We start from the raw sequence: 22,887 nt of genomic DNA on the forward strand, positions 1-22,887 counted from the left end.
GACGGCGCCGCGCACCTTCCGGTGCACGGCGCCGTTCGTTTGTGGGTGGTGTACGGCCTCTGCCGTCAGGCGCCGGTCCGCAGACGCTCCACGTCCGCCAGCCGCGGATACGCGGCCTGGGTTCCCTTCTTCGTGGCAGCCAGGGCAGCAGCGACCGAAGCGAACGCCGCCGCCTCGGCCAGGTCCTCCCCTGCGGCAAGCCGTGCCGCGAGGGACCCGGTGAAGGCGTCGCCCGCGCCGGTGGTGTCCACGGCGTCAACCTTCGTAGGGGCGATCCGGGTGAAACGGCGCCCCTCCTCGGCATGCCCATCCAGCACGATGGAGCCGTCGGCGCCAAGGGTGACCACGACGCGGTCCAGCCCCTGCGCAGCAAACTGCAAGCGCACCTGCTCCCAGTCGGCAACGGCGGCATCGGCGCAGGGCATTTCGGCGCCGCCGAGGAACAGCGAAGCCTCGTGCGCGTTGACCAGCAGGACGTCGGTGAGTTCGGCCAGGCTTCTTGGCACGGGCGCGTAAGGCGAGAGGTTGAGCAGCACTGTTGCTCCGGCGTCGTGCCCTGCTCGTGCTGTCGCCTCCACGACGTCCAGGCCGACCTCGAGGCAGAGGCAAACGACGGCGGCGCCATCGAAAACGTCCCCGGCTGCGGCGACATCATCCGGAACTACGGTGCCGTTGGCGCCGGGGGAAATGACGATGCTGTTTTCCCCCGCTGCGTCAACGGTGATGACCGCGACGCCGGTCTCGACGCCGGCGGCGCGGCGCACGCGGGAAACGTCCACGCCGGCCCCTGCCACGGAGGCCAGCAGCATGTCTCCGTTGGAGTCCTCGCCCACGGCGCCGATCAGGGCGACGTTGCCGCCGAGCCGACCAGCGGCCACGGCTTGGTTGGCGCTCTTGCCGCCCGGGTTCACGGTGAAGCCTTCGCCACGGAGGGTTTCGCCCGGGTTGGGCAGCCGCTCGGTGTAGATGGTCAGGTCCGCATTCAGTGAACCAACGACGACGATGCGTCCGGCCTGCCGACTCACTTTTCCACCTCGGCCTCAACGGGCTTGGGGATCAGCAGCGAGGCGGCGAAGGCCGCGACCGTGATGACCAGGCCGACCACAATCACCGTAAGGTAAGAGCCGCGGTCGCCCAGCGCCGAGGTGCCCACGAGCACTGCCGGCAGCACCAGGAAGCTCAGCCCGGCGCCGAGGTTGAAGGCTCCGGCGTTCATGCCCGGCAGGAAGCCGGGGTTGCCCGGGGGCGAGAGCACCACGCCGAGCCCGTTGAGCATGATGTTCGCGGTGCCGGCGTACATGATGCCGAGCAGCGCAGTGGCGGCGACCATCACCGGCAGGCTGTTCAGGCCGAACAGCGCAATGATCACCAGGGAGACGATGCTGCCGATCATGCCGATGCGCAGCACATTGGTGTAGCCCAGGACCGGGGCAAGCCGCCCGCTGATCGGGCCGAAGACCCAGCCCAGCAGCGCGTAGGGGGTCAGGATGAGCAACGCCGTTTCGGTGGGGCCGAGGCCGAAGCCGGGTGCGGCGGCTTGTACGTAGGCGGGGACAATCCCGTTGATCACCGCGAAGATGCCGGTCATGGTCAGGATTGTGGTCAGCAGCGGCGCCCACGTGGAGCGCTGGCGCAGATGGACAATCTCGACCATCGGCTCCTTCGTACGCTTTTCGGTGACCCAGAAGGCGGCGAACGCGGCGGCGGCGACGGCGATCAACACCAGCGAGAGGATCAGGGTTCCCGTGGAGAACGCGCCGACGAGCTTGGCGGCCTCGTTCAGCGCGGTGAGCAGGGCACCGACTGCGACGACAATAAAGACGACGCCGGTCCAGTCCATCCGCGTCCCGGCCTGCGGTTTGCTCTCGGGCGTCAGGACGGCGACAAGGATCGCGGCGAGCACGGCGAGCACCACCATGAACCAGAAGATGCTGCGGAAGCCGTAATGCTCGGCCATGTAGCCGCCGAGGAAGGCATCGACGCCGGCCACGCCGCCGTTGACCGCGAGGATAACGCCCATCAGCGTGCCGTACGTGCGCGGGTTCGGCACGGCGGTGCGCAGCATGATGAGGCACAGCGGCACGGTGGGGCCGCTGACGCCCTGGATGATCCGGCCCACGAAGAGCCACGTAACGTCCGGGGCCAGCGCCGCGATCACGGAGCCGACGGCCGTCAGCAGCATCATGCCGACGAGGATCCGCTTGCGGCCGACAATATCGCTCAGGCGGGGCAGGAACAGGGAGAACAGCGCGGCGGTGGTGAAGAACCAGGTCTGGGACAGGCCGATCGAGGCCTGGTCCGTCTGCAGTTCCTCGCCCATGGTGACCAGGGCGGGGCTGAGCATGGAGGCATTGAGCTGGAAGGCCACGCAGGCCGTCAGCAGGGCGACCATCAGGGCGGTGGTGCCGCCGCGGGTGGCCTTGGTGTCGTGGAGAACTGCGCTCATTTCGCTGCCTCCCCGGTGGTGACCGACGCCGCGGAGGCGGGCGCCGCCGTCGTCGTTGTGGTGGCGGTTCCCGTTTCTACCTCGCCGATGCTGACCAGCGCATCGGTCACCAGGTTCCAGAACTTGGTGCGGTCCAGGTCCACGGCCACGGAGGTGTGGCAGTCGGCCGGTGCGGGGGCGCGGAAGTCGGCGACGGTCATGCCGAGGGTCAGCTTGCCCTGCAGTTCGATGTCGACCGGGACCTTGCGGGTGGTCATCACCGTGGGGTCGATGACGTAGGCGACAGCGCACGGATCGTGGACCGGCGGGTAGTCGAAGCCCTGTGCATCCTTGTACGTCTGGGCGAAAAAGTCCATCAGTTCGCGGACAAAGCGGGCCGGGCCGGTGCCGACGGCTTCGATTTGCTCGACGACGTCGGGGGTGGCCAGCGCCTGGTGCGTGAGGTCCAGTCCCACCATGACCAGGGGCCACTTCTCGTTGAAGACGATGTGGGCGGCCTCGGGGTCGATCATGATGTTGAATTCGGCCACGGCGGACCAGTTGCCCACGTGGTAGCCGCCGCCCATCAGCACGACTTCCTTGACCCGCTCGACGATGCGCGGCTCCTTGCGGGCAGCCATCGCGATGTTGGTCAGGCCGCCGGTCGGGACCAGGGTTACGGTGCCGGGTTCGTGCGCCATGATCGTGTCGATAATGAGATCAACGGCGTGCCGCGGGTCCAGTTCGATGGCGGACTCCGGCTGCGCGGGGCCATCCATGCCGGACTCGCCGTGGATGTCCGGCGCGGTTTCGATGGTGCGCACCAGCGGGCGGTCGCAGCCGGCGGCGAACGGGACACCGGTGATGCCGGCGATCGTCCCCACGGCCAGGGCGTTCTTGGTGACCTTTGCCAGGGTCTGGTTGCCGACAACGGTGGTCACGGCGAGCAGTTCGATGTTCGGGTTGCCGTGGGCCAGGAGCAGCGCCACGGCGTCGTCGTGCCCCGGATCGCAGTCCAGGATGATCTTCTTCGGTCCGGGCGTCGCGGAAGTGGCGTCCATGTTTTCTCTCCACGTCATCGGGGCCCCGCAGCGGGGAAATTGTCACAGCGAGTTTGACATCCCCTTCCGGTCCACGTCAAACGCTTGACGTAGCAGGCGTCAAGCGCTTGATGCCTTGTTGCGCTTGATTGCGCTTATCATGGGGCTCATGGATTCCGCCCGCCCTCCCCAGCACCCGCCGCGCGTCGGTCGGCGAGTGACCGCGGCGATGGTGGCGGCACGCGCCGGCGTCTCCCCCGCGACGGTTTCTTTGGTGGCGAACGGCAAAACGCGCGGGCGGGTGTCCGCCGACAACATCTCCCGGGTCAGCCAGGCAATCGCCGAACTCGGATACGTGGTGGACAGCGTGGGCAGTTCGCTGGCCAAGGGCGTCAGCTCCATTGTGGTGCTGGTGGCGCCGGACATTTCCAACCCGTTCTTCGCCAAGGTCGTTGCCGGCGTGCGCGAATCCCTCGGCGCGGACTTCCAGCTGCTGCTCTCCGTCACCGAAGCCGGCGAATTCCCCCGTGCGGATGACATCCGCCGGCTCCTCGCCCTGCGCCCGGCGGGCCTGCTGGTGGATGCCCCCGATGCCGCGTTCCTCGAGGACCTCTCCCCCACGGGCCCCTTGGTGCTGCTCGACGCGCCCGGGCTGGAGGCTTATGCGCCGTCCGTCAACCTCGACGTGGCCCACGGCGCCCGCGAACTCGCGGCACACCTGTCCGCCTCCGGCCACCAGCGGGTGGCGTACCTGGACAGCGTGACCGGCACAGCCACCTTCACCATTCGCCGGACGGCCTTCCTGGAGGAAGCGGCCACTCGCGGGATGACCGCGGACCCGGCCCACCTGATCAGCACCACGATCGACGTCGGCGCGTCGGCCGACGCGTTTGCCGCCGCCTGGCCCCAGTGGCAGCAAGCGGGTGTCACCGCCGTCGTCTGCGCCACCGATACCCACGCGTACGGCGTGCTGCAGCAAGCGCGCGTTGCCGGCGTGCGGATCCCGGACGAACTCGCCGTCGCCGGCTTCGACGACCTGCCCTACTCCGCCACCAGCAACCCCGGCCTCACCACCGTCCACCTTCCCGCCGCCCGCCTGGGCCTCAAGGCCGGCGAACAGCTGCGCGGCCTGATCGAAGGCCGCGACCTCGAGCAACCCCAGCTCACCTTGGAGGCCTCGCTGATTGTGCGCGGCTCCACGGATCGGATCGCCGCCAACTAACAACGACGGCGCGGTCCGGGCCGTCGCGGCTACACCTTGCGCCAGTCGTGCCCGGTCACGGCCGCCCCGGCCTGCGGCCCCATCTGCAGCATGCCGCCGTCCACCACCCATGACGCCCCGGTGACGTAGCCGGCTTCGGCCGACGCGAGGAAGGCGATCACGGCTGCGACCTCGCGGGCGTCGCCGGGCCTTGCCAGCGGAATGCCCGGCCGGTCGATGCGGTGCGGGTCTTCGTCCTCGTTGCCGGTCATGGCGGTGGCGATCTCTCCCGGCGCGACGGAGTTGACCGTGATGCCGTGCCGGCCGAGCTCCAGCGCCATGTTCTTCACCAGGCCGCCGAGGCCGTGCTTCGCGGCGTCGTACGGGGCGGCCCCGATCATCGGCTGGTGCTCGTGCACGCTGGTCACGGCGATGATCCGGCCGCCGCGGCCGGCATCCGCCATCCGCCGGGCTGCCCGCTGCATGCACACGAACGCGCCGTCCAGGTCGGTGGCGACCACCCGGCGCCAGGTCTCGTAGTCCAGCTCCAGGAACGGCTCCGAGGCGCCCGTGCCGGAGTTGTTGACGAACACGTCCAGCCCGCCGAGCTGCTCCGCGAGCGAATCGACCACGTCGCCGCAGCCGGGCAGGTCCGTGGTGTCCAATTGGGCGACGGCGGCGCTGCGGCCGAGCGCGCGCACCTCCTGCGCGGTCTCTTCAGCCCCGCTTTCGTCCGAGTGCCAGGTGATCCCCACGTCCAGCCCTGCCCGGGCGAGCGCGACGGCGGTGGCCCGGCCGATGCCGGAGTCGGAACCGGTGACGATGGCGGTGCGCGGCGTGAACTGTTCCATGGGCCTATTGTGGCGAAGAACCGGCCGCTTGCCAGCCCCTCCGGCCGCGCGGGCCGCTACGCGACGGTCATTTCGCCCATCAGGTCCCAGTCGTCGCCCTCGACCTGGCGGCTGATGATCCGCGGCGTTTCCTGCAGGTACTGCGGCTGCTCCTGCATGGCCTTCTTGAAGTGGTCGCTCTTCACATGCGCTTCGGCCGCGTCGTCCCGGAAGGCCTCGACCAGCACGTACTCATTGGGGTCCTCCACGCTGCGCGACCAGTCGAACCACAGGTTGCCCGGCTCGGCACGCGTCGCCTCGGTGAATTCGCGGACGAGTTCGGGGAAGTTATCGGCGTACTCGTCCTTGACCTTGAACTTGACCACAATGAAAATCACGCGGCATCGGCCTTTCTTCTGTTGGGGGGTGTCTTTTCATCCTGTCATGTCCAAAATCGACTACTCAACTGATGCCCTTTTCGACGCTGAGAAGGCCGCCTGCTGAAAAGTGGACGGGGGCAACCGCCAAACGGGGCAGCCGGCCCAAGGGGACACCGGGTCGGGTGAGCGCATCCGGAGACCGGCCGGATGAGCGCGGGTCAGCGGGCCAGCCCGCCGGCGAGCGCCTTGGCCGCGGCGATATAGCGCCGCGTGACCAGCCGCTGGGCGGCCTCCGCCACCGGCGCCCCTGCCCGGTAGAACCAGTTGGCATGCCGGCTGAACGCGAACACCTCGAAGACCACCCGCCCGCTCCCCTCCAGCACAGCCACAAAGCCTTCCTCCCCCGACTCCGGATGTCCAGGCAGGGTGCCGTAGCCGAAGCCCGTTCGGGTCGGCGTCCGTTCCGTCCACACCACGCGGCACGGGATGGCGAGCCGCAGCGGCCCGACGCCGAACCCGCACACCACCTCCGCGCCTTCGGCGGCCACCGGCCCCGTGGCATCGACCCGCAGCCCGGCCAGCCGATGCACTTCCCACCCCATCAGCCCCTCGGCCAGCCGGTGAAAAGCGTCTTCCCCCTCACCGACACCGACCCGCTCGTCGACGACCCGGTATCCCGGCGGCGAGGTGCGCTCCCGGCTCAACCCCACGCCGTCGTACGTGAGCGGAACCCCGCCCAGGTCCTCGGCCCTCACCGCTCAGCCCTGCCGCGCATCGTCGCCCCTGGCCAGGCCCATCCAGCCCAGCATCTCGCGGTCGCGGCGCGGCAGCGACGCCACCACCAGGTCGTAGGAGTCCTCGATCATGTCCCGCAGCATGTCGTCGGGCAGCCCGCCGTCGCAGCGCACGCCGTTCCAGTGCGTTTTGTTCATGTGATAGGCACCCGTGATCTCCGGGTGCGCCGCGCGCAGTTGCTGCGCCAGCACCGGTTCGCACTTGAGGCTGATGCTCAGCCGCGGCGCCTGCAGGTCCGAGAGCGCGAACATCTTCGCCGCCCGCCCTGCCGCCCGAACCTTGAACACCGACGACTCGGGCCCAAACGGGAAGTCCTCGAACGCCCCGGGGAGGGACAGGCAGAATGCGCGCAGGGCGGTTGCGTCCATGGGCACGAGCCTACTGCTCCCGGCCCGCGCCGGTCACGGTTCTGCGGAGGTCGACGTGCCCACCCGGCCTCCGTGCCCCACGCGAGCCTCTCCCGCGCCGGTCACGGTTCTGCTGGATCGACGTGCCCACCCGGCCTCCGTGCCCCGCGGCCAGGCCCGCGCCTCGCCCGACGCCCCCTGGACCGCATCCCGCCCTAGTTCCGCCCGGTGCGCGGCGGCAACTTCGGTGGCAGGATAGTTTCACAGTTGTTTCACGGGGAACGACGGCGGGCTTCGGTGCCGCCGGCGGGTTTCGGAACGGGCGACGGCTCTGGAGAGGAGACCCATGTCAGACACCGGCAGGGAAGCGAAGCGGGCGGCCGGCAGGGCCAAGGACAAGACCGAGGTCGCCGCCAATTCCAAGGCGTTCGAGCGGGTGGCGCGGTTCGGTTACGTGGCCAGCGGCCTGCTGCACGTGCTGATCGGCGCTATCGCGCTCCGGCTCGCCTTCGGCGGAGGCGGCGAGGCGGACCAGACCGGGGCCGCCTCAAGCCTGGCGAAGACTCCGGGCGGGATGTTCCTGCTCTGGGCGGGCATGCTTGCCGCCGCTGCCCTGGCCTTGTGGCAGATCAGCGAGGCGGTGTTCGGCGGCCGCGGCCGGGAGGCAAAGAAGAGGTGGGGCTACCGGGCGAAGTCCGTGGGACTGGCCATCGCATACACGGTGGTGGCGGTATCGTTCGGCAGCTTCGCGCTGGGTTCCGGCGCCGACAGCAGCCAGAGCTCCCAGGACGCCAGCACCAGGCTGATGCAGTGGCCCGGCGGTGCCGTTGTCCTGTTCCTGATTGGCGCCGTCATCATGGGCGCCGGCGTCTTTTACGTGTACAAGGGCCTGAAGAAGAAGTTCCTGGACGACCTCAAACGGCTCCCCAGGGGCAGCACCGGCACCGCCGTGACGTGGACCGGCGTCGTGGGTTATGCGGGCAAGGGGCTGGCACTGTTCGTGCTGGGGCTGCTGTTGGCGGTGGCCGCGGTGCAGCACGACCCGCAGGAGGTCAAGGGGTTGGACGGGGCGCTCAAGGCGCTGCGTGACCAGGCCTTCGGCCCGGCCGCACTCGCCGTCGTCGCCGTTGGCCTGATCTGTTACGGCCTCTACATGGGCGCCCGGGCGCGCTACGCGAAGATGTAGCGCGCCCGAGGCCAGGGTGTCGGCCCTACTCCGCGGAGACCGGCGTCAGCACGTCCTTGACCAGCGGATCCTCCGTGGTGCGCAGGTACTCCTCCAGCCGCGAATCCGAGAAGATCTCGATCAGCTTCTTGCTCTCCGCGCTGTCCTTGAACTGGGTGCCGATCACCAGGCGAGAGGCGAATGTCTTCGGCGCCGCAGGGAACAGGATGCCCTTGTCGCGGCCGATCTTGCCGGCGTCGAACTGGGATACGTAGCCGATCGCGGCATCGACTGAGTCGAGCATCCGCGGCATCGCCAGCAGGTCGGCTTCCTTCAACTGGAAGCCGCGCGGGTTGCCGGTAACGTCGCGGATCTTTGCTGTTCGCGGCTCCACCGCCGGATCCAGCTCCAGCAGTCCCTCGCGCTGCAGCAGCCACAGCGCCTGGCCCTGGTTGGCGGCGTCGTTGGGCAGCAGCAGCACGGCTCCGCGCGGCAGGTCTTCCACCGAGCCGTAGCGGGTTGAGTAGAGGCCAAAGCCCCACTGGTACAGCTCCACCGTCGGCGACAATTCCAACCCGTTGGCGTCGGCGGACTGCTGCATGTACCACTGGTGCTCGAAGATGGTGGCGTGGAACTGCCCATCGGCCACCGCACGATTGGCCTGAACCGGATCCTGGAGGCCCACTGCCTCGATCTCCACGCCGTAGTCGGGGGCGATTTCCTCGGCGACGAACTTCAGGATCTTCTCCTCGCCCGCCATCGCCGGTTCAAAGTGGACTTTCAGCGGCGAGGTGACCTCGCTGCCGGATGCCGCGACGGCCGGCCGGGACTGCTGCTGCACCAGCAGCAGCCCCAGGACCAGTGCGACGACGGCGGCAAGGGCGGCGATGCTCCACGGCAGGGCGGTGGTCTGTTTGCGCAGGGTGAAGCCGTGGTCGTGGCCGGACCCGGCGGAAGAGGTGCTCATGATGTGATGCTCCTGTTGGTCGGTTGCTAAGGGCGCAGCAGCGCGCGGGAGATTCGGTCGCCGGCAAACTGCACCAGCTGCACCGTGATGATCAGGACAACGATGGTGGCCGCCATGACGTGGGTGTCGAACCGTTGGTAGCCGTAGGTGACGGCCAGGTAGCCGATGCCGCCGGCGCCGATGGTCCCGGCGATGGCCGAGTATTCGATCATCGAAATGGTGTTGAGCGTGACCGCAGACGTAAGACCCGGCAGGGCCTCGCGCAGCTGCGTCTGCCGGATGATCTGCCCGGTGGAGCTGCCCGTGACCAGCCCGACGGCCATGTTCTCGCGCGGCAGATCGTTGAGTGCGTTCTGCACCAGCCGGGCGAAGAACGGAATACCGGCCAGTGTCATCGGGACCACGGCCGCCGCGATGCCGATGGTCGTTCCGGTGACCCACTTGGTCAGCGGGATGATGGCGGCCATCAGCACCAGGAACGGGAGCGAGCGGCCCATGTTGACGATCCAGCTGAGCGTTCCGTGCAGGCGCGGCCGGGGGAACAGGCCGCGGCTGTCCGTGTTGTACAGCAGCACGCCGGTGGCGCCGCCGACCAGGATCACCATGACCATCACGATGCCGACCATCGCCCAAGTTTCGCCGTAGGCGGGCAGCAGCAGCGCGGGCAGGTCCGCCCAGGGCGTGTCCAGCCCGACGGCGGCGGTTTCTGCGGGCCTCATGCGCGCACCTCGATTTTCTCGTTCCTTGCGTATGCGTCCGTCGGCGGCGTTTCCGCCGCGGTATCGGCACGGTGGCGTGCCTCTGCGGCCAGACCCAGGCCCGCCAAGTAGGCGCGGACTTCGGCCTCCGGGCGGCCGGCGACACCGATGTCGGCGCGGCCCAGCACCGTTTCACCATGGGCTTCCACCGAACCGCCGAGCAGCGCCACGCGCACCCCCAGACCGGTGGACAGGCGGGTCATCCACTCCGGGTCCACCGGCCCGTGCCGATAGGAAACGGACAGCGCGTAGTCGAAGCCGGCTGGCAGCGGGAGGGCCCGGATTGGCAGCAGTTGGCGGCCGGCGGCGGAGGCCTGGTCGGCAACCAGGGCGCCAATCGGCCCGTATTCCGCGACGCGGCCGCCGGAGAGCACGGCCACCTGATCGGCGACGTGGCGCACCACGTCCATCTCATGGGTGATCAGGATGACCGACAACCCCAGTTCGGTGCGCACGTCGTCCAGCAGGTCCAGGATCTGCTGGGTGGACTCCGGGTCCAGGCCCGACGTCGATTCGTCGGAGAGCAAAATCCGGGGACGAAGTGCCAGCGCCCGGGCAATGCCGACCCGTTGCTTTTGGCCGCCGGACAGCTGGCCGGGGTAGGCGTTGGCCTTGTGCAGCAGGCCCACCCGGTCCAGCAGTTCCGCCACGCGGTCCTCCATCTGAGCGTGCACCACGCCGAGGTTTCGCAGCGGCAGCGCCACGTTCTCCGCCACCGTCATCCGGCGCAGCAGGGCCGAATGTTGGAAGATCGTGCCGATGGCGCGGCGTTCGCCTCGCAATGCTTGCCCGGACAGTGCTGACAGGTCGCGGCCGTCCACCAGTACCTGGCCGGAGGTCGGTTTTTCCAATAAGGAGATGCAGTGGGAGAGGGTCGTCTTGCCGGCGCCGGAAGGGCCGACGACGGCGGTGATCGACCCCTGCTCGATGGTCAGGTCGATACCCTTGAGCACCTCGACCGTCCCGTGGCGGGTGTCGTAGCTCTTGTGCAGATTGCGGATTTCTATCATTGCGGGCCGCCCGCGGCATATCTTTTCATGCTGCTCCTGAAGGTCAGGGAGCCCCGGGCACAGCCGATCACGGCGCGCAGGCATGGCGCGGCCGGTTCCGGGCCGGCCCGGGTTCTCCATCGGTTCTGGCGTTAGCACCGTGCGGCAGTTGCCGGGGTTGCTGCGGCGTCATCGAGCCAGATCTCTCGGCCGCTCTGGATGGTTCTTGCCGACGGCGGTGCCCCCCTGAAGGGGAGGCGCACCGCCGTCGTTGTTCAGATGGTTCTGCCGGTGCCTACGCTCGGTGGGCGAGCGCGTTCTGCAAGCGGAAGCCGGCGGCCCGGTGGTTATCCGGCAGCTTGTCGCCGCGGCCGAAGAGCTTGTTGCGCAGGGTCCCCGGCGCGTACTCCGTGGGGTAGGCGCCCAGCTTCTGCAGCTCCGGCACGACGAATTCCACGATGTCCTCGAACGTGCCCGGGGTGATCGCGTAGGCCAGGTTGAACCCGTCCACGTCGGTCTCGTCGACCCACTCCACGAGCTTGGCGGCCACCTCCGCGCCGGAGCCGACGGTGATCGGGCCGAAACCGCCGACGCCGACCCATTCGGCCAGCTGGCGGATGGTCCACGGCTTGCCGCTGTCGCCGGAGGCCTTCTGGAAGGTCTCCACGGAGGACTGGATGGCGTTGGACTTCACGTTTTCGCCAATCACGTCATCCGGGCCGTAGGTGGACAGGTCCACGCCCATCCAGCCGGAGATCAGCGCCAGCGCCCCGTTGATGTCTGCGTAGGACTTGTAGTCCTCGAATTTGGCCTGCGCGGCGGCGGTGTCGGGCCCGGTCACCACGGTCTGCATCGCGTAGATGCGGACGTCGTAGCGGTCGCGTCCGGCCGCCTCCACGGCGTCGCGGATCTTCTTCACCGATGCGGCCAGCATCTCCTTGGTCGGGCAGGTCACGAACACCGCCTCGGCGTTCCCGGCGGCGAACTCGGTGCCGCGCTTGGAAGCCCCGGCCTGGAAGATGACCGGGGTGCGCTGCGGGCTCGGCTCGGTGATGGCGATGCCGGGAACCTTAAAGTACTTGCCCTCGTGCCGGATCTCGTGGACCTTCGCCGGGTCGGTGAAGACGCCGGTCTCGACGTCCTTGACCACGGCGTCGTCCTCCCACGAGCCCTCGAGCAGCTTGTAGATGACCTCGAGGTATTCGTCCGCGTGGTTGTAGCGCTCGTCGTGCTCCAACTGGTCTTCCTGGCCCATATTGCGTGCCGCCGAGGGCAGGTAACCGGTGACCACGTTCCAGCCGACCCGCCCGTTGGTCAGGTGGTCCAGCGTGGCCAGGCGGCGGGCGAATGGGTAGGGGTGCTCGTACGCGGTGCCGGCGGTGACCCCGAAGCCGAGGTTCTCGGTCACCGCGGCCATCGCCGAGACCAGCATGAACGGATCGTTCACGGGGACCTGCGTGCCGGCGCGCAGCGTGGTCTCGTTGGAGGACCCGAAGACGTCGTAGGTGCCGAGCACGTCGGCGATGAACAGGCCGTCGAACAGGCCCTTTTCCAGCACCTTGGCCAGGTGGGTCCAGTAGCCGATGGTGTTGTAGGTGGCGGACTTGTCCTGCGGGTGGCGCCACAGTCCGGGCGACTGGTGGCCCACGCAGTTCATGTCGAAGGCGTTGAAGCGAACTTGGCGCCGGGGGTCGGGCTGCGGGTTGTTTACGGTCATGTCAGGCTCCTTTTCTGATGAGAAGAGCCCGCGCCGGTCCTCCGTCGGGCATGCGGCTGCCAACGGAAGACCAACGAGAGATCGAGCTTCTCCATCGGTCCTGGCGGTAGCACCTTCCTCAGGGAGGGGGTTGCTGCGGCGTCAACAAGCCAGGTCTCTCGGCCGCTCTGGATGGGTACGTCTCCCATTGGACACCCGCGGGCGCCCCGGAGGGAAATGTCCCGCGTCACGCGGGGTAAGAATTACGACGGGTTACGCCGGGTATAAGTCACGACGCCGGGGCGGAGCCGGCTTTGGCCTGCGGCCGCTTCCATCCCGCCACCGCTCCCGCACTCAGGCAGACAAGAATCAGGACGACGACGGCGATGGCCAGCGGCACACTGTTGCCGACCAGGGTGGGCAGGTTCTGCAGGATCAGGCCCAGGATGGCCAGCAGCCCGAGGAGTCCGAGAGCCGGGGCGACCGAGCGCTTCCAGTCGCGGGCCGGTGCGCCCTGCCGGCGGAAGAAAACCAGCACCGCGATGCTGGTGACCGTCATCAGCACCACCACGCCCAGGGAGGCGAAACCGGCAAACCAGGTGTAGAACTGCACGATGGGGTCCCAGCCGGCCACCACCGCGGCCAGCAGGAACAGGGCCACCGCTCCGGTCGAAGCGGCCGAGGCCAGATGTGGCGAGTGGTGCCGGGTGTGCGTGCCGGCCAGCTTGGCGGGGAAAATGCCTTGTCCGGCAATCTGGAAGAAATAGCGTGAGCTGATGTTGTGCAGGGACAGGATGCAGGCGAACAGGCTGCTGGCCAGCAGTACCTGGATGACGTGACTGCCCGCGGTTCCGAGGTAGAGCGCGGTAGTCTCCGAGAGCAAGGTGCCGGGCGCGTCCGCGGCCCTTTGGACGATGCCCTCGTCGCCCCACACGCTGATCAGCAGCCAGCTGGAGAGCGCGTAGAAGCCGCCCACCACGATGAGGGCTACATAGGTGGCGCGCGGGATCGTCTTGTCCGGGTCGCGTGCCTCGTCGCGGAACACGGCCGTGGCCTCGAAGCCTATGAAACTCAGGATGGCGAACAACAGCGCGATGCCGGGCGCCCCGGACAGCACGGTGGACGGGGTGACGAACCCGGTGGACAGGCCCTCGCGGCCGCCGCCGCCAAAAATTACGGCAGCGTCCAAAACCAGCACGATCAGCACCTCGGCGACCAGCAGTACCCCCAGCACCTTGCCGGAGAGCTCGATGTTGCGGTGGCCCAGCCAGGCGACGGCGGCCAGGGCGGCAGCGGCCCATGCCCACCATGGCAGTGCCGGCCCGCCGTAGGCGCGCACCACTTCGTCGACGGCCGGCGCCAGCAGGCCGTAGACGCCGGCTTCCAGCGCGAGGTAGGAGAGCAGGGCCACGAAGGCCGCCCCCAGGCCCGCCCTGCGGCCGAGGCCTTTGTCGACGTAGCTGAAGAACGCGCCGGCCGTTGGCACGTGCGGTGTCATGGTGGTGAAGCCGACGGCAAACAAAAGCAGGATGGCCATGGCCAGCAGGTAGATGAAGGGAAGGCCGGCGCCGTTGCCGCTGACGATGGCCAGCGGGACGGTTCCGCCGATGACGCCCAGTGGCGACGCGGCGGCCAGCACGATGAGCACGATGCTGGCGACGCCCAGCCGGCCGGAGAGCCGCGGTGCACCGGCATTGGCGGCCGCGGCGGCCGCGGGTGCGGCGAGGATTGGGTTATTGACGGATACAGACATGGTTTGGCTTCTTCCTAGAGGGCCGCGGAGCGGGCGGCTTGGCTGTTTGGACTGGCGCCGTCGCTCTGTGGCTGACGCGTGACGTCGGTGGGTGACTGACTGGCGCCGTCGCTCTGTGGCTGACGCGCGGCGTCGGCATTGGCCTCGCCAATCGACCAGACGTACGGGGGCTCGGCGCCGTTGACTTCCCAGTCACCGACGATCCGCGCCTTGTAGATGAACGGGTTGTGGGTGGCGACTGTGCGGGCGTTGCGCCAGTGCCGGTCCAGCGCCTTGCCGGTGCTGGTGGAGGAGGCGCCGAGCGCGTTGAAGAGGGCGCCCGCGGCGTTCGGGACCAAGGCGCTGAGCACAATCTGCGCCCGGCCCGATTCCAGTTCGACGGCGATGTTGGCCGCCTTCTCGGCATCGGCGCCTGACTGCCGCGAGGCAAAGGCGCGGTCCAGGCTGCGGGCAACGCCGAGGGTGGTTGCCTTCGCGGCATAGGATGTGGCGCTGATTTCGCCGACCACTTGGAGGACCTGCGCGTCGTGCCGGACCAGCGGGGCGTTTCCGTGGCCGAACACCCGCTTGCGGTCCCGCACGTTCTCTGCGGCTTCGCTGGTGACGGCCTGGGCGATGCCGGCCAGGGTCACCAGCAGGATGTGCTGGTAGAGCGCCGTCTGGTACGGGAAGCGGTCGGCGAAGGCGGACACGTTGGCCGGGTCCACCACCGCGTCGGTAAACACGGTGGTGCCGCTGCCGGTGAGCCGCTGGCCGAAACCGTCCCAGTCGTCGAAGGTTTCCACGCCCGGCGTCTTGGTGGAGATGATCACCGAGACATCGGAGCCGTCCGGGCGCTTGGCGGTGACATCGATCCAGTCCGCGAAGATGGTGCCGGTGGTGTAGAACTTGCGGCCGTTCAGCAGCAGCTTGCCGCCGGTCTCGGACAGCACGGTGGCGGTTCCCCCGGCGCCCGGTTCGGTCCAGGCGTTGCCGGCCAGCTCGCCGGATGCGAAGCGCCGCAGCCAGGCGCCGCGGTCCGAGGTGCGCCCGTGGTGGTACAGGTTCTCCTCCACCAAGGCGATGTGCGAACGCAGCGCCTGCGGAATGTTGCTGTCCGCGGCGGCGAGCTCGATCAGGAGCCGGGTGAACTCTTCCCAGTCCAGCCCGTCGCCGCCGAACTCGGCCGGAATCCGGGCGGCGCCGAAGCCGGCGTCCTTCAGCCAGCCGATCTGTTCAAACGGCAGCTCGCGGGTGAGCTCGCGGCTTACCGCCCCGGCGGCGATGCGCGCGAAGATCGGACGGTATTTGGCGGCCGCGGCGTCGAAGGCCGTGGCGAGGTTGTCGAGTGTTTCAGTCATGGTGGTTCTCCTGGAGGTCCGGCCGTGAGGGCGTCAGATGGGGCGCCCGGGTTGGGGGCAGCGGTGATGGGGCCCGCGGGTTGGGGCCATCGGTGATGGGCCCGCGGATGGCGGGCAGTCATGAGGCGACCCGCGGGCTGCGGGCAGGGTGGGCGGCGTCCTGCTCCGCTCAGGTGTAGAGCGAAATCGGCTGGACGTCGCCGAGCAGGTAGTTGGCGCCGACCTCGACCTTCTTGTAGTCGACCGGGTCGTGCAGGGTGTGCGTGCGGATGTTGCGCCAGAAAATGTCCAGCCCGACCTCGGTTTTCGCGGAGGACGAGCCGGTGGTCTCGAAGATGCGGTTCGCCACGTCCACCCCCACCTCGGTCGACACGACCTTGAGCCTCGCAATTTCGAGCGCGAGGTCCGCCCGGGCTTCGGCGCTCAGCTGCGCGCCGGCGGCAATAACAGCGTCGAACCTGGCGTTCGTCCGGTCGGCCAGGGCCTCCACCGCGGCGACCCGCGACACCAGCTCGCCATAGACCCGCTGGGTCAGCGGGTCCTGGGCATAGGTCTCCTGCGCGCTGAGGAACCAGGAGTTCCGGCGCGCCAGCGTGATCCGGCGCCCGCGGTCCAGCGCCCCCTGCGCGATGCCCAGGTAGAGGTTGCCGAAAACCAGCTGGATGTACGGGGTAACCAGCGTGGAGAAAGGCTCCTCCCCCACCTCACCGATGATGTCCGCGGCGGTGACCTGCACGCCGTCGTACTTCACCGAACCACTGGCCGAGAGCCGCTGGCCGAGCGCATCCCAGTCCCCGAGGTATCCGATGCCCGTTCGGTCATGCTCCAGCGCGAGGGCCAGGAACTTGCCCCGCTCGGGTCCGGCCGCGATCACGGCATTGACCAGAATGGCGTCGCCGACGGAAGCGCCGGTGGAGAAGTGCTTGGTGCCGTTCAGCCGGAAGCCGTCGCCGTCGGGAACCAGTTCCAGATTCGGGTCCACCGGGTTCACGGAGTCGCCCCAGGACCAGCGGCCCCGCGCGGAGCGGCGGAGCAGTCGTTCCTGGACCTGCGCATCACCGTAGAACACGACGGCGCCCAGGTTGGCGTAGTGGTAACCGAGTATTTGCGCGATCGACGCGTCCGTGCGGGCCAGGATGCGCACGGCGTGCAGCGCGCTCTCCCAGTGCCCGCCCTCGCCGCCCCATTCGGCCGGGATAATCAGGTTGAGCAGGCCCGAGTTGCGCAGCAGCTCCACCTCGGCGTGCGGGTCGGCGTTGCGTCGGTCGCGCTCCAGCACGTCCGGGGCCAGCGCGGCGGCAACGCCTTCGGCTACTTGCTGCCATCGGGCCAGTTCCTCGGCGGTAGCCTGTCCGGCCCACGGGGCTCGGCGGGTTTGCGGGTTGTTGGCGGTCACGACGGCGGTCATGTTGGCTCCTCACGGCGGGGCTCCCATCCGGACCCGCGGCGCAGCAACCGTCACGGTTGGGGCGCAGCCCGGAGGGGGCCGTACTTGCCGGGCACGGTGTTGTGCGCGGCCGGATCCTCATCTGGGGCACCCCGCTACGGGAGAGGGTTGCCGCCCAACCAGCCAGAGCTTGTCGTTGGGACTCTTGATCTCGGAGTCGAGTATGCCGGGGCCGATCCGGCGCAGGGAAGCACATGACAGGCCATGACATTCTGCTGCCGTTTGTTACGGAAACCGCTTCTGATGACGACGACGGCCCGTCGCCCCAGCCGGCTCCGGGGGCTGGGGCCGGCAGGCTTCCGCCCGGCTCCACGGGCTGGGGCTGCAGGCTTCCGCCCGGCGCATTGAGCCGTGCGCATTCCTCTGCGCGGCTGTCCCCTACTGGCCTGGTTACGAGGGGACTACCGTGGAGGTGCACTGCCAATATGGCCGGGCCGGGACGGGCACCGTCCGCTGGCCGTCGTACGGGAGGTTCATCATGAAGGCATGGCAATTTGTCGGCACGAAGAAGCCGCTGGAGCTTAATGAGGTTCAGGAACCCCACGCTGGCCCCGGTGAAGTGGTCGTCGACGTCAAGGCGTCGGGGGTCTGTCATTCGGACGTCTCGACGCTCGATGATCCGGGATGGATGGCGCTGTTCCAGCACGGCCTGCCCCGCACCATGGGCCATGAATCCGCCGGCGTTATCAGCGAGGTCGGCGAGGGCATGGACCATTGGAAGATTGGCGACCGCGTAGGCCTCTCTCCGGTGATGTCGGACGGGGACGCATTGGGTTACGGGAAGTGGGATGGAGGCTTCGCCGCCAAGCTTCGCGCGACCGACGACAATCTCGTCGCCTTGCCCGACGAAGTGCCGTTCGACCTCGGCGCCATGGCGACCGACGCCGGCTTGACCGCCTACCATGCCATGATGGCGGTCGGCGGGGCGAAGAACGGCATGAAGGTCGGCGTCATCGGCTTGGGCGGACTGGGCTATATCGGTGCACGCTGTGCCGCGTTGGTCGGCGCCGAGGTGTACGGCGCCGAGGTCAATCCGGAAACCCAGAAACTGGCCGACGAGATCGGATTGGCTGGCGTCGGCGCCTCGATCGAAGAGTTCAAGGACAAAAACCTGGAGCTGATCGTTGACTACGCCGGCTTCGGCACCACGACCTCGGCCGCCATCGAAACCCTCGCTGAGTTCGGCACCCTGGTTCAGGTGGGCATGGGCCGGTTGGAATCGACCATCAATACCTACCCGATCATCATCAACCAGCTCTCCATCAGGGGCTCAAAGTCCGGCACCAAGGAGGATCTTGCCGGCATCTACGAGCTGATGAAGAGCGGTCAGCTCAAGCCACCCATGAACCACATCAAGCATGCCGACATTCCCGGCGCAATCGACAAGCTTCGCGCGGGAGGTGTAGTCGGCCGCTTCATCGCCATGTACGAGTGATGCGGGGACTCGAGGCGGTCCGAAGGCGGGGCAGGGCTGACCGTAGCCCGTGAGCTGCTGTTACAGCCCGAAGCGCGGGGCCTCGATGGCCGGGCAGGTATCCATGACGACGTCCAGCCCGGCCGCCTTGGCCTTTTCCGCGGCGGCTTCGTCGATCACGCCCAACTGGAGCCACACCGCCTTGGCACCGACTTCGATGGCCTGGTCCACCACCGGGCCGACCTTCTGCGAGTTTACGAAGCAGTCCACCACGTCGATCTCGCCGGGAATGTCCCCGAGCTTTTGGTAACCGGTCAGGCCGAGGACGTCGTCGCCCTGCAGGTTGACGGGGACGACTTCCATGTCCAGCTGGTCCATCAGGTACCGGGAGATGCGCATGGCCACCCGGTGCGGGTTCGTGGACAGGCCGACGACTGCCCAGCGGCCGGGGGTTTCCAGCAGCCGCCGGACGACTTCAGGGTCATTCTGGTGTGCCATGGCTCGACCCTACCCGCGACTCTTCGGCACCGGAACCGCCGCTGGCCCTCTCCCCCTCAGCCGCCCTCATCGAGGAGTCGGCAGGCGCCCTCAAACCGTCGGTTTAAGGGCGTCAGCTGAACAGTCGATGGTTTGGGGCTAGCCGGCCAACCGGGCCGCCGCTGCGTCGGCGTGCTCCGCCACCCAGTTCCCCACCAGTTCCAGCACTTCAGCGTCCACGGGCTCGCGGATCTGGCGCTTGTAGTCGGAGAGGGTCGGAACCTTCGGGTCGCGGCGCAGCAGGTGCGACAGGTCCTCGATCTTCCTCGTGGTCACCGGGCCGGGGACGGTGGCCGCGATGATGTCCAGGTCGGCCGGGTCCACCTGTACGTCCTTGGTGCCCGTGATGGCCAGCACCGGCATGTGCAGGCGCTCCAAGTTCGGAACGGGGTCGAAGTCGAGGAACTCCCGATGCCAGAGCGCATTGATCTTACGGCCCTGCATGCGCACCACGTCCTCGGTGGTGGCCCGAAGTTTTTCCACCGACTTCGCCTGCACCTTAACCAGGTCCTGGCGGAAAAGCTTCAGCAGCAAGCGCGGGAAGGCGGGCAGCGAGTCGCTGATCTGGGCCGTCTGCCACCTGCCTGTCTCAAAGCCTGTCTGCGCCGAGGCTGAAAGCAGCACAGCCCCGTCCACCCGGGTACCGGGCTCTGCCGCCACGGCCGCCGCGTGGTAGCTGCCTTCGCTGTGGCCGACCAGGAATACCGGGAGGCCCGCGGCCTTCCGGGCGGCCATCCAGCGGAGGGCGGCCGCGGCGTCGTCGCTGTTCTGACGGAAGCCGGCCGCCCAGAAGGATCCTTCCGAGTCGCCGGTACCGCGCTTGTCGTAGCGCAGCGACGCGATGCCGTGGTTGGCAAGCGCCATCGCCAGGTCACGGCTGATGCCCAACGGCATCCGTTTGTGGTCGGCATTGCGGTCGATCGGTCCCGAGCCGGGCAGGATCAGCGCGGCGCCGCGGACCGTTCCGGCCGGTTCAGCCCAGGTTCCCGTCAGCTGAACGGTCCCGGACGGGAAGCTGACCACTTCTTCGGTGAACGCCTGACCGGCGGGCAGGCCGGCGGCCTTCCGGATCCGGGCCGCAACATCCTCGGCATCGGGAAGCGACACGACCACCCGGGCGTACTTTTGCCCGTCCAGGTCAAGCTGAACTGCCGGGGTGCCGCGGCGGGCGACGGCGAGGGTCTTGCCGCGGCCGCGCCACGTTCCCACCCGAGTCCGTCCCGGGATCGCAAGCCCGGGAGCCCGCAGGCCGTGGACGCCGTCGAACGCATCCGCGAGCACCCGGACGGAGGTCACCGCGGACAGCGGGAATCGCTGGTCGCCGAGCAGCCCCGCAACTTTCTCGACTCGATCCAGCTCCAGCAGAACCTCCTTGTTCTCCACCACTATCGCCGCCACCGCGCCTCCCTTCGGGTCGTTTATTGCTCGTGTCTTGGTCGTTTGGTCGCCCACTTGGGTTACCGGACAGTACGATTATTATCAGTTGTAGGAACAATGTCAACTATGAGAACGTTGAGCCATGTCCTCCTCACAGAGCGCCGACCTGATCCTGCACCCCGTACGCCTGCGGATCGTCCAGACGCTGCTGGGCAACCGTGCGCTGACCACGGCGGAGATCTCCGCCGAACTCCCCGACATTCCCACCGCGACGCTTTACCGGCACATAAGCACGCTCTCCAAGGCCGGCGTGCTGGCGGTGGCCCAGGAGAGACCGGTTCGCGGCACCACCGAACGTACCTTTCGACTGGACGTAGCCAGGAGTTCAGTGGCCGAGGACGATCTGGCGTCCATGACGGCCGATGACCACCGGCGCGGCTTCATGGCCTTTGCGGCCGGGCTGCTGGGTGCCTTCGACCAATACATCTCCGGGGGGAATCCGGACTTCGTGCGCGACGGGGCCGGTTACCGGCAGACCGCCCTCTGGATGACGGACGAAGAGTTCGAGGATTTCACCTCCGCCATCAGGGCTGCCGCAGAGAAGGTGGCGGCCAACGGCCCTGAAGAGGGGCGGCACCGCCGTTTGTTCTCCACGGTCCTCATCCCGGCGGATCCGCCGGGATGACTGACCGCCCCGCCGGGCCCGCACCGGGAGCAACGTCCACATCGGCGGCACATGGGCGGGAGGAGACGGCGGCGTCGTCGGCTGGCTATGAAAGGAGGCAGCGACGCCGGCGACACCCTAGCGAACGGGGGCATCGCCGTCGTGATGACCCCGAGAGGGCGGGCCGGCGTTACGCGTCCCAGCAGAGGCAGAAGGGGTGTCCGGCGGGGTCGGCGTACACCTGGAACCCCGAGGCGGACGCCGGGTCATCGGCCGACTTCAGCAGCTTGGCACCCAGGGACGTCGCCTGTTCATGGGCGGCCGCGAGATCATCTATGTAGAGGTCCAGGTGGATCTGCTGCGGCGTCCCGTCCGGCCAGTCGGGCGGAATGTGGTTGGGCGCAAGCTGGAATCCCAGCCGCGATTCGCCGTCCACCATGACCGTGTGCCAGTCGTCTTCGGCCTCGACCGTCCCGTCCAAGAGGCCGGCCCAGAAGGTGCTCTCCGCCGCGAGGTCGGCGGCGTCGAACACGATGATCTGTCTGCTGATTTTCATGCGGTCATCCTGCCACTGAGCCGAAGTTGCGTCCATGGTTAGCGGGGATGCGCCTGTTTCCCCGGCGAATTCCCCCACGAGTGGTTCGCGCCTTTGTTACGGCAGATTGTCATTCCGCCTTTGTTACGGATCATTATTACGGGCAGTTTGCCGGGAGCCCCGCCCGTGCCGTTTAGTTGGTGGTGACCATCCCGAGCGGCCGAGAGACCTGGATCGACGACGCCGCAGCAACCCTGGTCACCGGAAGCCCACCCAGGCTGCCGGTGATAACGAGGTGACAAGCCACGGGTACGGCCGGCGATTGCCGGGCCGCACGGCTTGATCCGTAGGGTGCTACTGCCAGGATCGATGGAGTGATCCCATGACTGCAGTACTGTCGTCGTCCCGCCACGCGGCTCCCGTTGCCGCTGCACCCGCGGCCCGTTCCGACTCCGCGCTGGCCGTTTCCTTTCGCGCCCTGAACCGCACCTTCGGCACGGGAGCACAGGCCCACACCGTGCTGCGCGACGTGAACTTCGAAGTCCGTCCCGGCGAGGTGCTGGCCATCCTGGGCCCGTCAGGCTGCGGCAAGTCCACCTTGCTCCGCGCCGCCGCCGGCCTCGACGCGCCCAGCGCCGGCGCCGTGGAAATCGACGGCACGCCGGTGCAGGGCATCGACTCCCGCTGCGCCGTCGCGTTCCAGGAACCCCGGCTGCTGCCGTGGCACACCCTGCAGGCCAACGTGGCCATCGGCCTGCCCAAGAGCTCCAGCGCCAAGCAGGGCAAGTCCAAGGTCGCCCGACTGCTGGACCTGGTCGGCCTGGCCGCCTTCGCCAAGCACCGGCCGCGCGAGGTCTCCGGCGGCATGGCCCAGCGGGCATCCCTGGCCCGGGCCCTGGCCCGCAACCCGGGCGTGCTGTTGCTGGACGAACCGTTCGGCGCGCTGGACGCGCTGACCCGGATCAAGATGCAGGACCTGCTGCTCGATATCCACGCGGCGGAACCCACCACCGTGTTGCTGGTGACCCACGACGTGGACGAGGCCCTGCAACTGGCGGACAGGATCATCGTGCTCGGCACGGAAGAGGGCCGCGAGGACGACGGCGCCACGATCGTGCGCACCGTCGACGTTCCCGGCAGCCGCCCGCGGGACCGCGGTTCGGTCGAGTTGGCCCGAATGCGCCGCTCGCTCCTCGAAAGCCTCGGCGTCGACGGCCATTAGGGCCA

22 protein-coding genes and 3 riboswitches are annotated in these 22,887 nt (G+C 68.4%); of the genes, 5 read left to right on the forward strand and 17 right to left on the reverse strand.

Annotation, left to right across the window (positions count from 1 at the left end):
* Positions 1–65: 65 nt before the first annotated feature.
* The 3 genes from AC5RW2_RS20090 to uriH are packed head-to-tail and all read right to left on the reverse strand — an operon-like array spanning position 66 to position 3,486.
* On the reverse strand, positions 66–1,025 hold the full coding sequence (locus AC5RW2_RS20090) for a ribokinase (protein ID WP_494024818.1): 960 nt from the start codon (positions 1,023–1,025) through the stop codon (positions 66–68).
* Positions 1,022–2,446, reverse strand: coding sequence for a uridine transporter UriT (gene uriT, locus AC5RW2_RS20095; protein ID WP_494024819.1), 1,425 nt, complete (start codon positions 2,444–2,446; stop codon positions 1,022–1,024). The genes AC5RW2_RS20090 and uriT overlap by 4 nt, the downstream gene beginning before the upstream one ends.
* Entirely contained in the window at positions 2,443–3,486 is a 1,044-nt protein-coding gene (gene uriH / locus AC5RW2_RS20100) for a uridine-preferring nucleoside hydrolase UriH (protein ID WP_494024820.1), read from the reverse strand. The genes uriT and uriH overlap by 4 nt, the downstream gene beginning before the upstream one ends.
* A gap of 208 nt (positions 3,487–3,694) precedes the next feature.
* Here uriH and AC5RW2_RS20105 point away from each other — a divergent pair, with 208 nt between their 5' ends.
* Positions 3,695–4,687 carry a LacI family DNA-binding transcriptional regulator gene (locus tag AC5RW2_RS20105; RefSeq protein ID WP_494074473.1) on the forward strand — a complete coding sequence of 331 codons (993 nt, stop codon included), beginning with the start codon at positions 3,695–3,697 and terminating at the stop codon, positions 4,685–4,687.
* 29 nt (positions 4,688–4,716) lie between these two features.
* Here the strand turns inward: AC5RW2_RS20105 and AC5RW2_RS20110 are convergent, their stop codons facing one another.
* The 4 genes from AC5RW2_RS20110 to AC5RW2_RS20125 all read right to left on the reverse strand — a co-directional run bounded on the left by AC5RW2_RS20110 (position 4,717) and on the right by AC5RW2_RS20125 (position 7,039).
* A complete protein-coding gene (locus AC5RW2_RS20110) occupies positions 4,717–5,517 on the reverse strand; it encodes an SDR family oxidoreductase (RefSeq protein WP_494074365.1) in 801 nt (266 codons plus the stop codon).
* A gap of 56 nt (positions 5,518–5,573) precedes the next feature.
* Entirely contained in the window at positions 5,574–5,894 is a 321-nt protein-coding gene (locus tag AC5RW2_RS20115; protein ID WP_494002047.1) for a putative quinol monooxygenase, read from the reverse strand.
* A 200-nt stretch (positions 5,895–6,094) separates the two neighbouring features.
* Positions 6,095–6,631, reverse strand: coding sequence for a DUF1990 domain-containing protein (locus AC5RW2_RS20120; RefSeq protein WP_494074366.1), 537 nt, complete (start codon positions 6,629–6,631; stop codon positions 6,095–6,097).
* Positions 6,632–6,634: 3 nt separating this feature from the next.
* Complete coding sequence (locus tag AC5RW2_RS20125) at positions 6,635–7,039, reverse strand: MmcQ/YjbR family DNA-binding protein (RefSeq protein ID WP_494013279.1); 405 nt, start codon at positions 7,037–7,039, stop codon at positions 6,635–6,637.
* 325 nt (positions 7,040–7,364) lie between these two features.
* Between AC5RW2_RS20125 and AC5RW2_RS20130 the strand changes: the two genes are divergently transcribed.
* A complete protein-coding gene (locus AC5RW2_RS20130) occupies positions 7,365–8,204 on the forward strand; it encodes a DUF1206 domain-containing protein (protein ID WP_494013280.1) in 840 nt (279 codons plus the stop codon).
* A gap of 25 nt (positions 8,205–8,229) precedes the next feature.
* Here AC5RW2_RS20130 and AC5RW2_RS20135 read toward each other — a convergent pair whose 3' ends face one another.
* The 7 genes from AC5RW2_RS20135 to AC5RW2_RS20165 all read right to left on the reverse strand — a co-directional run bounded on the left by AC5RW2_RS20135 (position 8,230) and on the right by AC5RW2_RS20165 (position 17,094).
* Entirely contained in the window at positions 8,230–9,150 is a 921-nt protein-coding gene (locus AC5RW2_RS20135) for a MetQ/NlpA family ABC transporter substrate-binding protein (RefSeq protein ID WP_494074367.1), read from the reverse strand.
* 26 nt (positions 9,151–9,176) lie between these two features.
* Positions 9,177–9,869 (reverse strand): methionine ABC transporter permease, encoded by a 693-nt coding sequence (locus AC5RW2_RS20140; protein ID WP_494074368.1) that lies wholly within the window; start codon positions 9,867–9,869, stop codon positions 9,177–9,179.
* The gene (locus AC5RW2_RS20145; protein WP_494074369.1) at positions 9,866–10,918 is read right to left on the reverse strand and encodes a methionine ABC transporter ATP-binding protein; all 1,053 of its coding nucleotides are present in this window, start codon (positions 10,916–10,918) and stop codon (positions 9,866–9,868) included. Before AC5RW2_RS20145 ends, AC5RW2_RS20140 begins: the two co-directional genes overlap by 4 nt.
* Positions 10,919–11,031: 113 nt before the next feature.
* Positions 11,032–11,123: riboswitch (SAM riboswitch) on the reverse strand.
* Positions 11,124–11,192: 69 nt separating this feature from the next.
* Positions 11,193–12,614 (reverse strand): LLM class flavin-dependent oxidoreductase, encoded by a 1,422-nt coding sequence (locus AC5RW2_RS20150; protein WP_494074370.1) that lies wholly within the window; start codon positions 12,612–12,614, stop codon positions 11,193–11,195.
* 88 nt (positions 12,615–12,702) lie between these two features.
* Positions 12,703–12,792, reverse strand: a riboswitch (SAM riboswitch).
* Between the two features lie 90 nt (positions 12,793–12,882).
* Positions 12,883–14,346 carry an APC family permease gene (locus AC5RW2_RS20155; RefSeq protein ID WP_494074371.1) on the reverse strand — a complete coding sequence of 488 codons (1,464 nt, stop codon included), beginning with the start codon at positions 14,344–14,346 and terminating at the stop codon, positions 12,883–12,885.
* Positions 14,347–14,360: 14 nt separating this feature from the next.
* Entirely contained in the window at positions 14,361–15,686 is a 1,326-nt protein-coding gene (locus AC5RW2_RS20160; RefSeq protein ID WP_494074372.1) for an acyl-CoA dehydrogenase family protein, read from the reverse strand.
* Between the two features lie 169 nt (positions 15,687–15,855).
* Positions 15,856–17,094 carry an acyl-CoA dehydrogenase family protein gene (locus AC5RW2_RS20165; protein ID WP_494074373.1) on the reverse strand — a complete coding sequence of 413 codons (1,239 nt, stop codon included), beginning with the start codon at positions 17,092–17,094 and terminating at the stop codon, positions 15,856–15,858.
* 75 nt (positions 17,095–17,169) lie between these two features.
* Positions 17,170–17,284, reverse strand: a riboswitch (SAM riboswitch).
* A gap of 255 nt (positions 17,285–17,539) precedes the next feature.
* Between AC5RW2_RS20165 and AC5RW2_RS20170 the strand changes: the two genes are divergently transcribed.
* Positions 17,540–18,568 carry a zinc-binding dehydrogenase gene (locus tag AC5RW2_RS20170; RefSeq protein WP_494074374.1) on the forward strand — a complete coding sequence of 343 codons (1,029 nt, stop codon included), beginning with the start codon at positions 17,540–17,542 and terminating at the stop codon, positions 18,566–18,568.
* 60 nt (positions 18,569–18,628) lie between these two features.
* Here AC5RW2_RS20170 and AC5RW2_RS20175 read toward each other — a convergent pair whose 3' ends face one another.
* Positions 18,629–19,045 (reverse strand): CoA-binding protein, encoded by a 417-nt coding sequence (locus AC5RW2_RS20175; RefSeq protein WP_494013289.1) that lies wholly within the window; start codon positions 19,043–19,045, stop codon positions 18,629–18,631.
* A gap of 138 nt (positions 19,046–19,183) precedes the next feature.
* Positions 19,184–20,482, reverse strand: coding sequence for an alpha/beta hydrolase (locus AC5RW2_RS20180; RefSeq protein ID WP_494074375.1), 1,299 nt, complete (start codon positions 20,480–20,482; stop codon positions 19,184–19,186).
* Positions 20,483–20,603: 121 nt separating this feature from the next.
* On the opposite strand from AC5RW2_RS20180, the gene AC5RW2_RS20185 reads away from it, so the two are divergent.
* Complete coding sequence (locus AC5RW2_RS20185) at positions 20,604–21,146, forward strand: helix-turn-helix domain-containing protein (protein ID WP_494074376.1); 543 nt, start codon at positions 20,604–20,606, stop codon at positions 21,144–21,146.
* A gap of 169 nt (positions 21,147–21,315) precedes the next feature.
* On the opposite strand, the gene AC5RW2_RS20190 is transcribed toward AC5RW2_RS20185, so the two are convergent.
* Positions 21,316–21,681, reverse strand: a complete 366-nt coding sequence (locus tag AC5RW2_RS20190; protein ID WP_494074377.1) for a VOC family protein — start codon at positions 21,679–21,681, stop codon at positions 21,316–21,318.
* Between the two features lie 361 nt (positions 21,682–22,042).
* Between AC5RW2_RS20190 and AC5RW2_RS20195 the strand changes: the two genes are divergently transcribed.
* Entirely contained in the window at positions 22,043–22,882 is an 840-nt protein-coding gene (locus tag AC5RW2_RS20195) for an ABC transporter ATP-binding protein (protein ID WP_494074378.1), read from the forward strand.
* Positions 22,883–22,887: the final 5 nt, after the last annotated feature.

This window comes from Arthrobacter sp. B0316-1-20 (genome assembly GCF_059091865.1).

Excerpts from the sequence above, each read along its gene's own strand:
- AC5RW2_RS20175 (WP_494013289.1), bottom strand. The coding sequence starts at position 19,045 with ATGGCACACCAGAATGACCCTGAAGTCGTCCGGCGGCTGCTGGAAACC.
- AC5RW2_RS20160 (WP_494074372.1), bottom strand. The coding sequence starts at position 15,686 with ATGACTGAAACACTCGACAACCTCGCCACGGCCTTCGACGCCGCGGCC.
- AC5RW2_RS20140 (WP_494074368.1), bottom strand. The coding sequence starts at position 9,869 with ATGAGGCCCGCAGAAACCGCCGCCGTCGGGCTGGACACGCCCTGGGCG.
- AC5RW2_RS20105 (WP_494074473.1), top strand. The coding sequence starts at position 3,695 with ATGGTGGCGGCACGCGCCGGCGTCTCCCCCGCGACGGTTTCTTTGGTG.
- AC5RW2_RS20135 (WP_494074367.1), bottom strand. The coding sequence starts at position 9,150 with ATGAGCACCTCTTCCGCCGGGTCCGGCCACGACCACGGCTTCACCCTG.
- AC5RW2_RS20190 (WP_494074377.1), bottom strand. The coding sequence starts at position 21,681 with ATGAAAATCAGCAGACAGATCATCGTGTTCGACGCCGCCGACCTCGCG.
- AC5RW2_RS20150 (WP_494074370.1), bottom strand. The coding sequence starts at position 12,614 with ATGACCGTAAACAACCCGCAGCCCGACCCCCGGCGCCAAGTTCGCTTC.
- AC5RW2_RS20110 (WP_494074365.1), bottom strand. The coding sequence starts at position 5,517 with ATGGAACAGTTCACGCCGCGCACCGCCATCGTCACCGGTTCCGACTCC.
- AC5RW2_RS20130 (WP_494013280.1), top strand. The coding sequence starts at position 7,365 with ATGTCAGACACCGGCAGGGAAGCGAAGCGGGCGGCCGGCAGGGCCAAG.
- AC5RW2_RS20145 (WP_494074369.1), bottom strand. The coding sequence starts at position 10,918 with ATGATAGAAATCCGCAATCTGCACAAGAGCTACGACACCCGCCACGGG.
- AC5RW2_RS20125 (WP_494013279.1), bottom strand. The coding sequence starts at position 7,039 with ATGGACGCAACCGCCCTGCGCGCATTCTGCCTGTCCCTCCCCGGGGCG.
- AC5RW2_RS20165 (WP_494074373.1), bottom strand. The coding sequence starts at position 17,094 with ATGACCGCCGTCGTGACCGCCAACAACCCGCAAACCCGCCGAGCCCCG.
- uriH (WP_494024820.1), bottom strand. The coding sequence starts at position 3,486 with ATGGACGCCACTTCCGCGACGCCCGGACCGAAGAAGATCATCCTGGAC.
- AC5RW2_RS20155 (WP_494074371.1), bottom strand. The coding sequence starts at position 14,346 with ATGTCTGTATCCGTCAATAACCCAATCCTCGCCGCACCCGCGGCCGCC.
- AC5RW2_RS20195 (WP_494074378.1), top strand. The coding sequence starts at position 22,043 with ATGACTGCAGTACTGTCGTCGTCCCGCCACGCGGCTCCCGTTGCCGCT.
- AC5RW2_RS20185 (WP_494074376.1), top strand. The coding sequence starts at position 20,604 with ATGTCCTCCTCACAGAGCGCCGACCTGATCCTGCACCCCGTACGCCTG.
- uriT (WP_494024819.1), bottom strand. The coding sequence starts at position 2,446 with ATGAGCGCAGTTCTCCACGACACCAAGGCCACCCGCGGCGGCACCACC.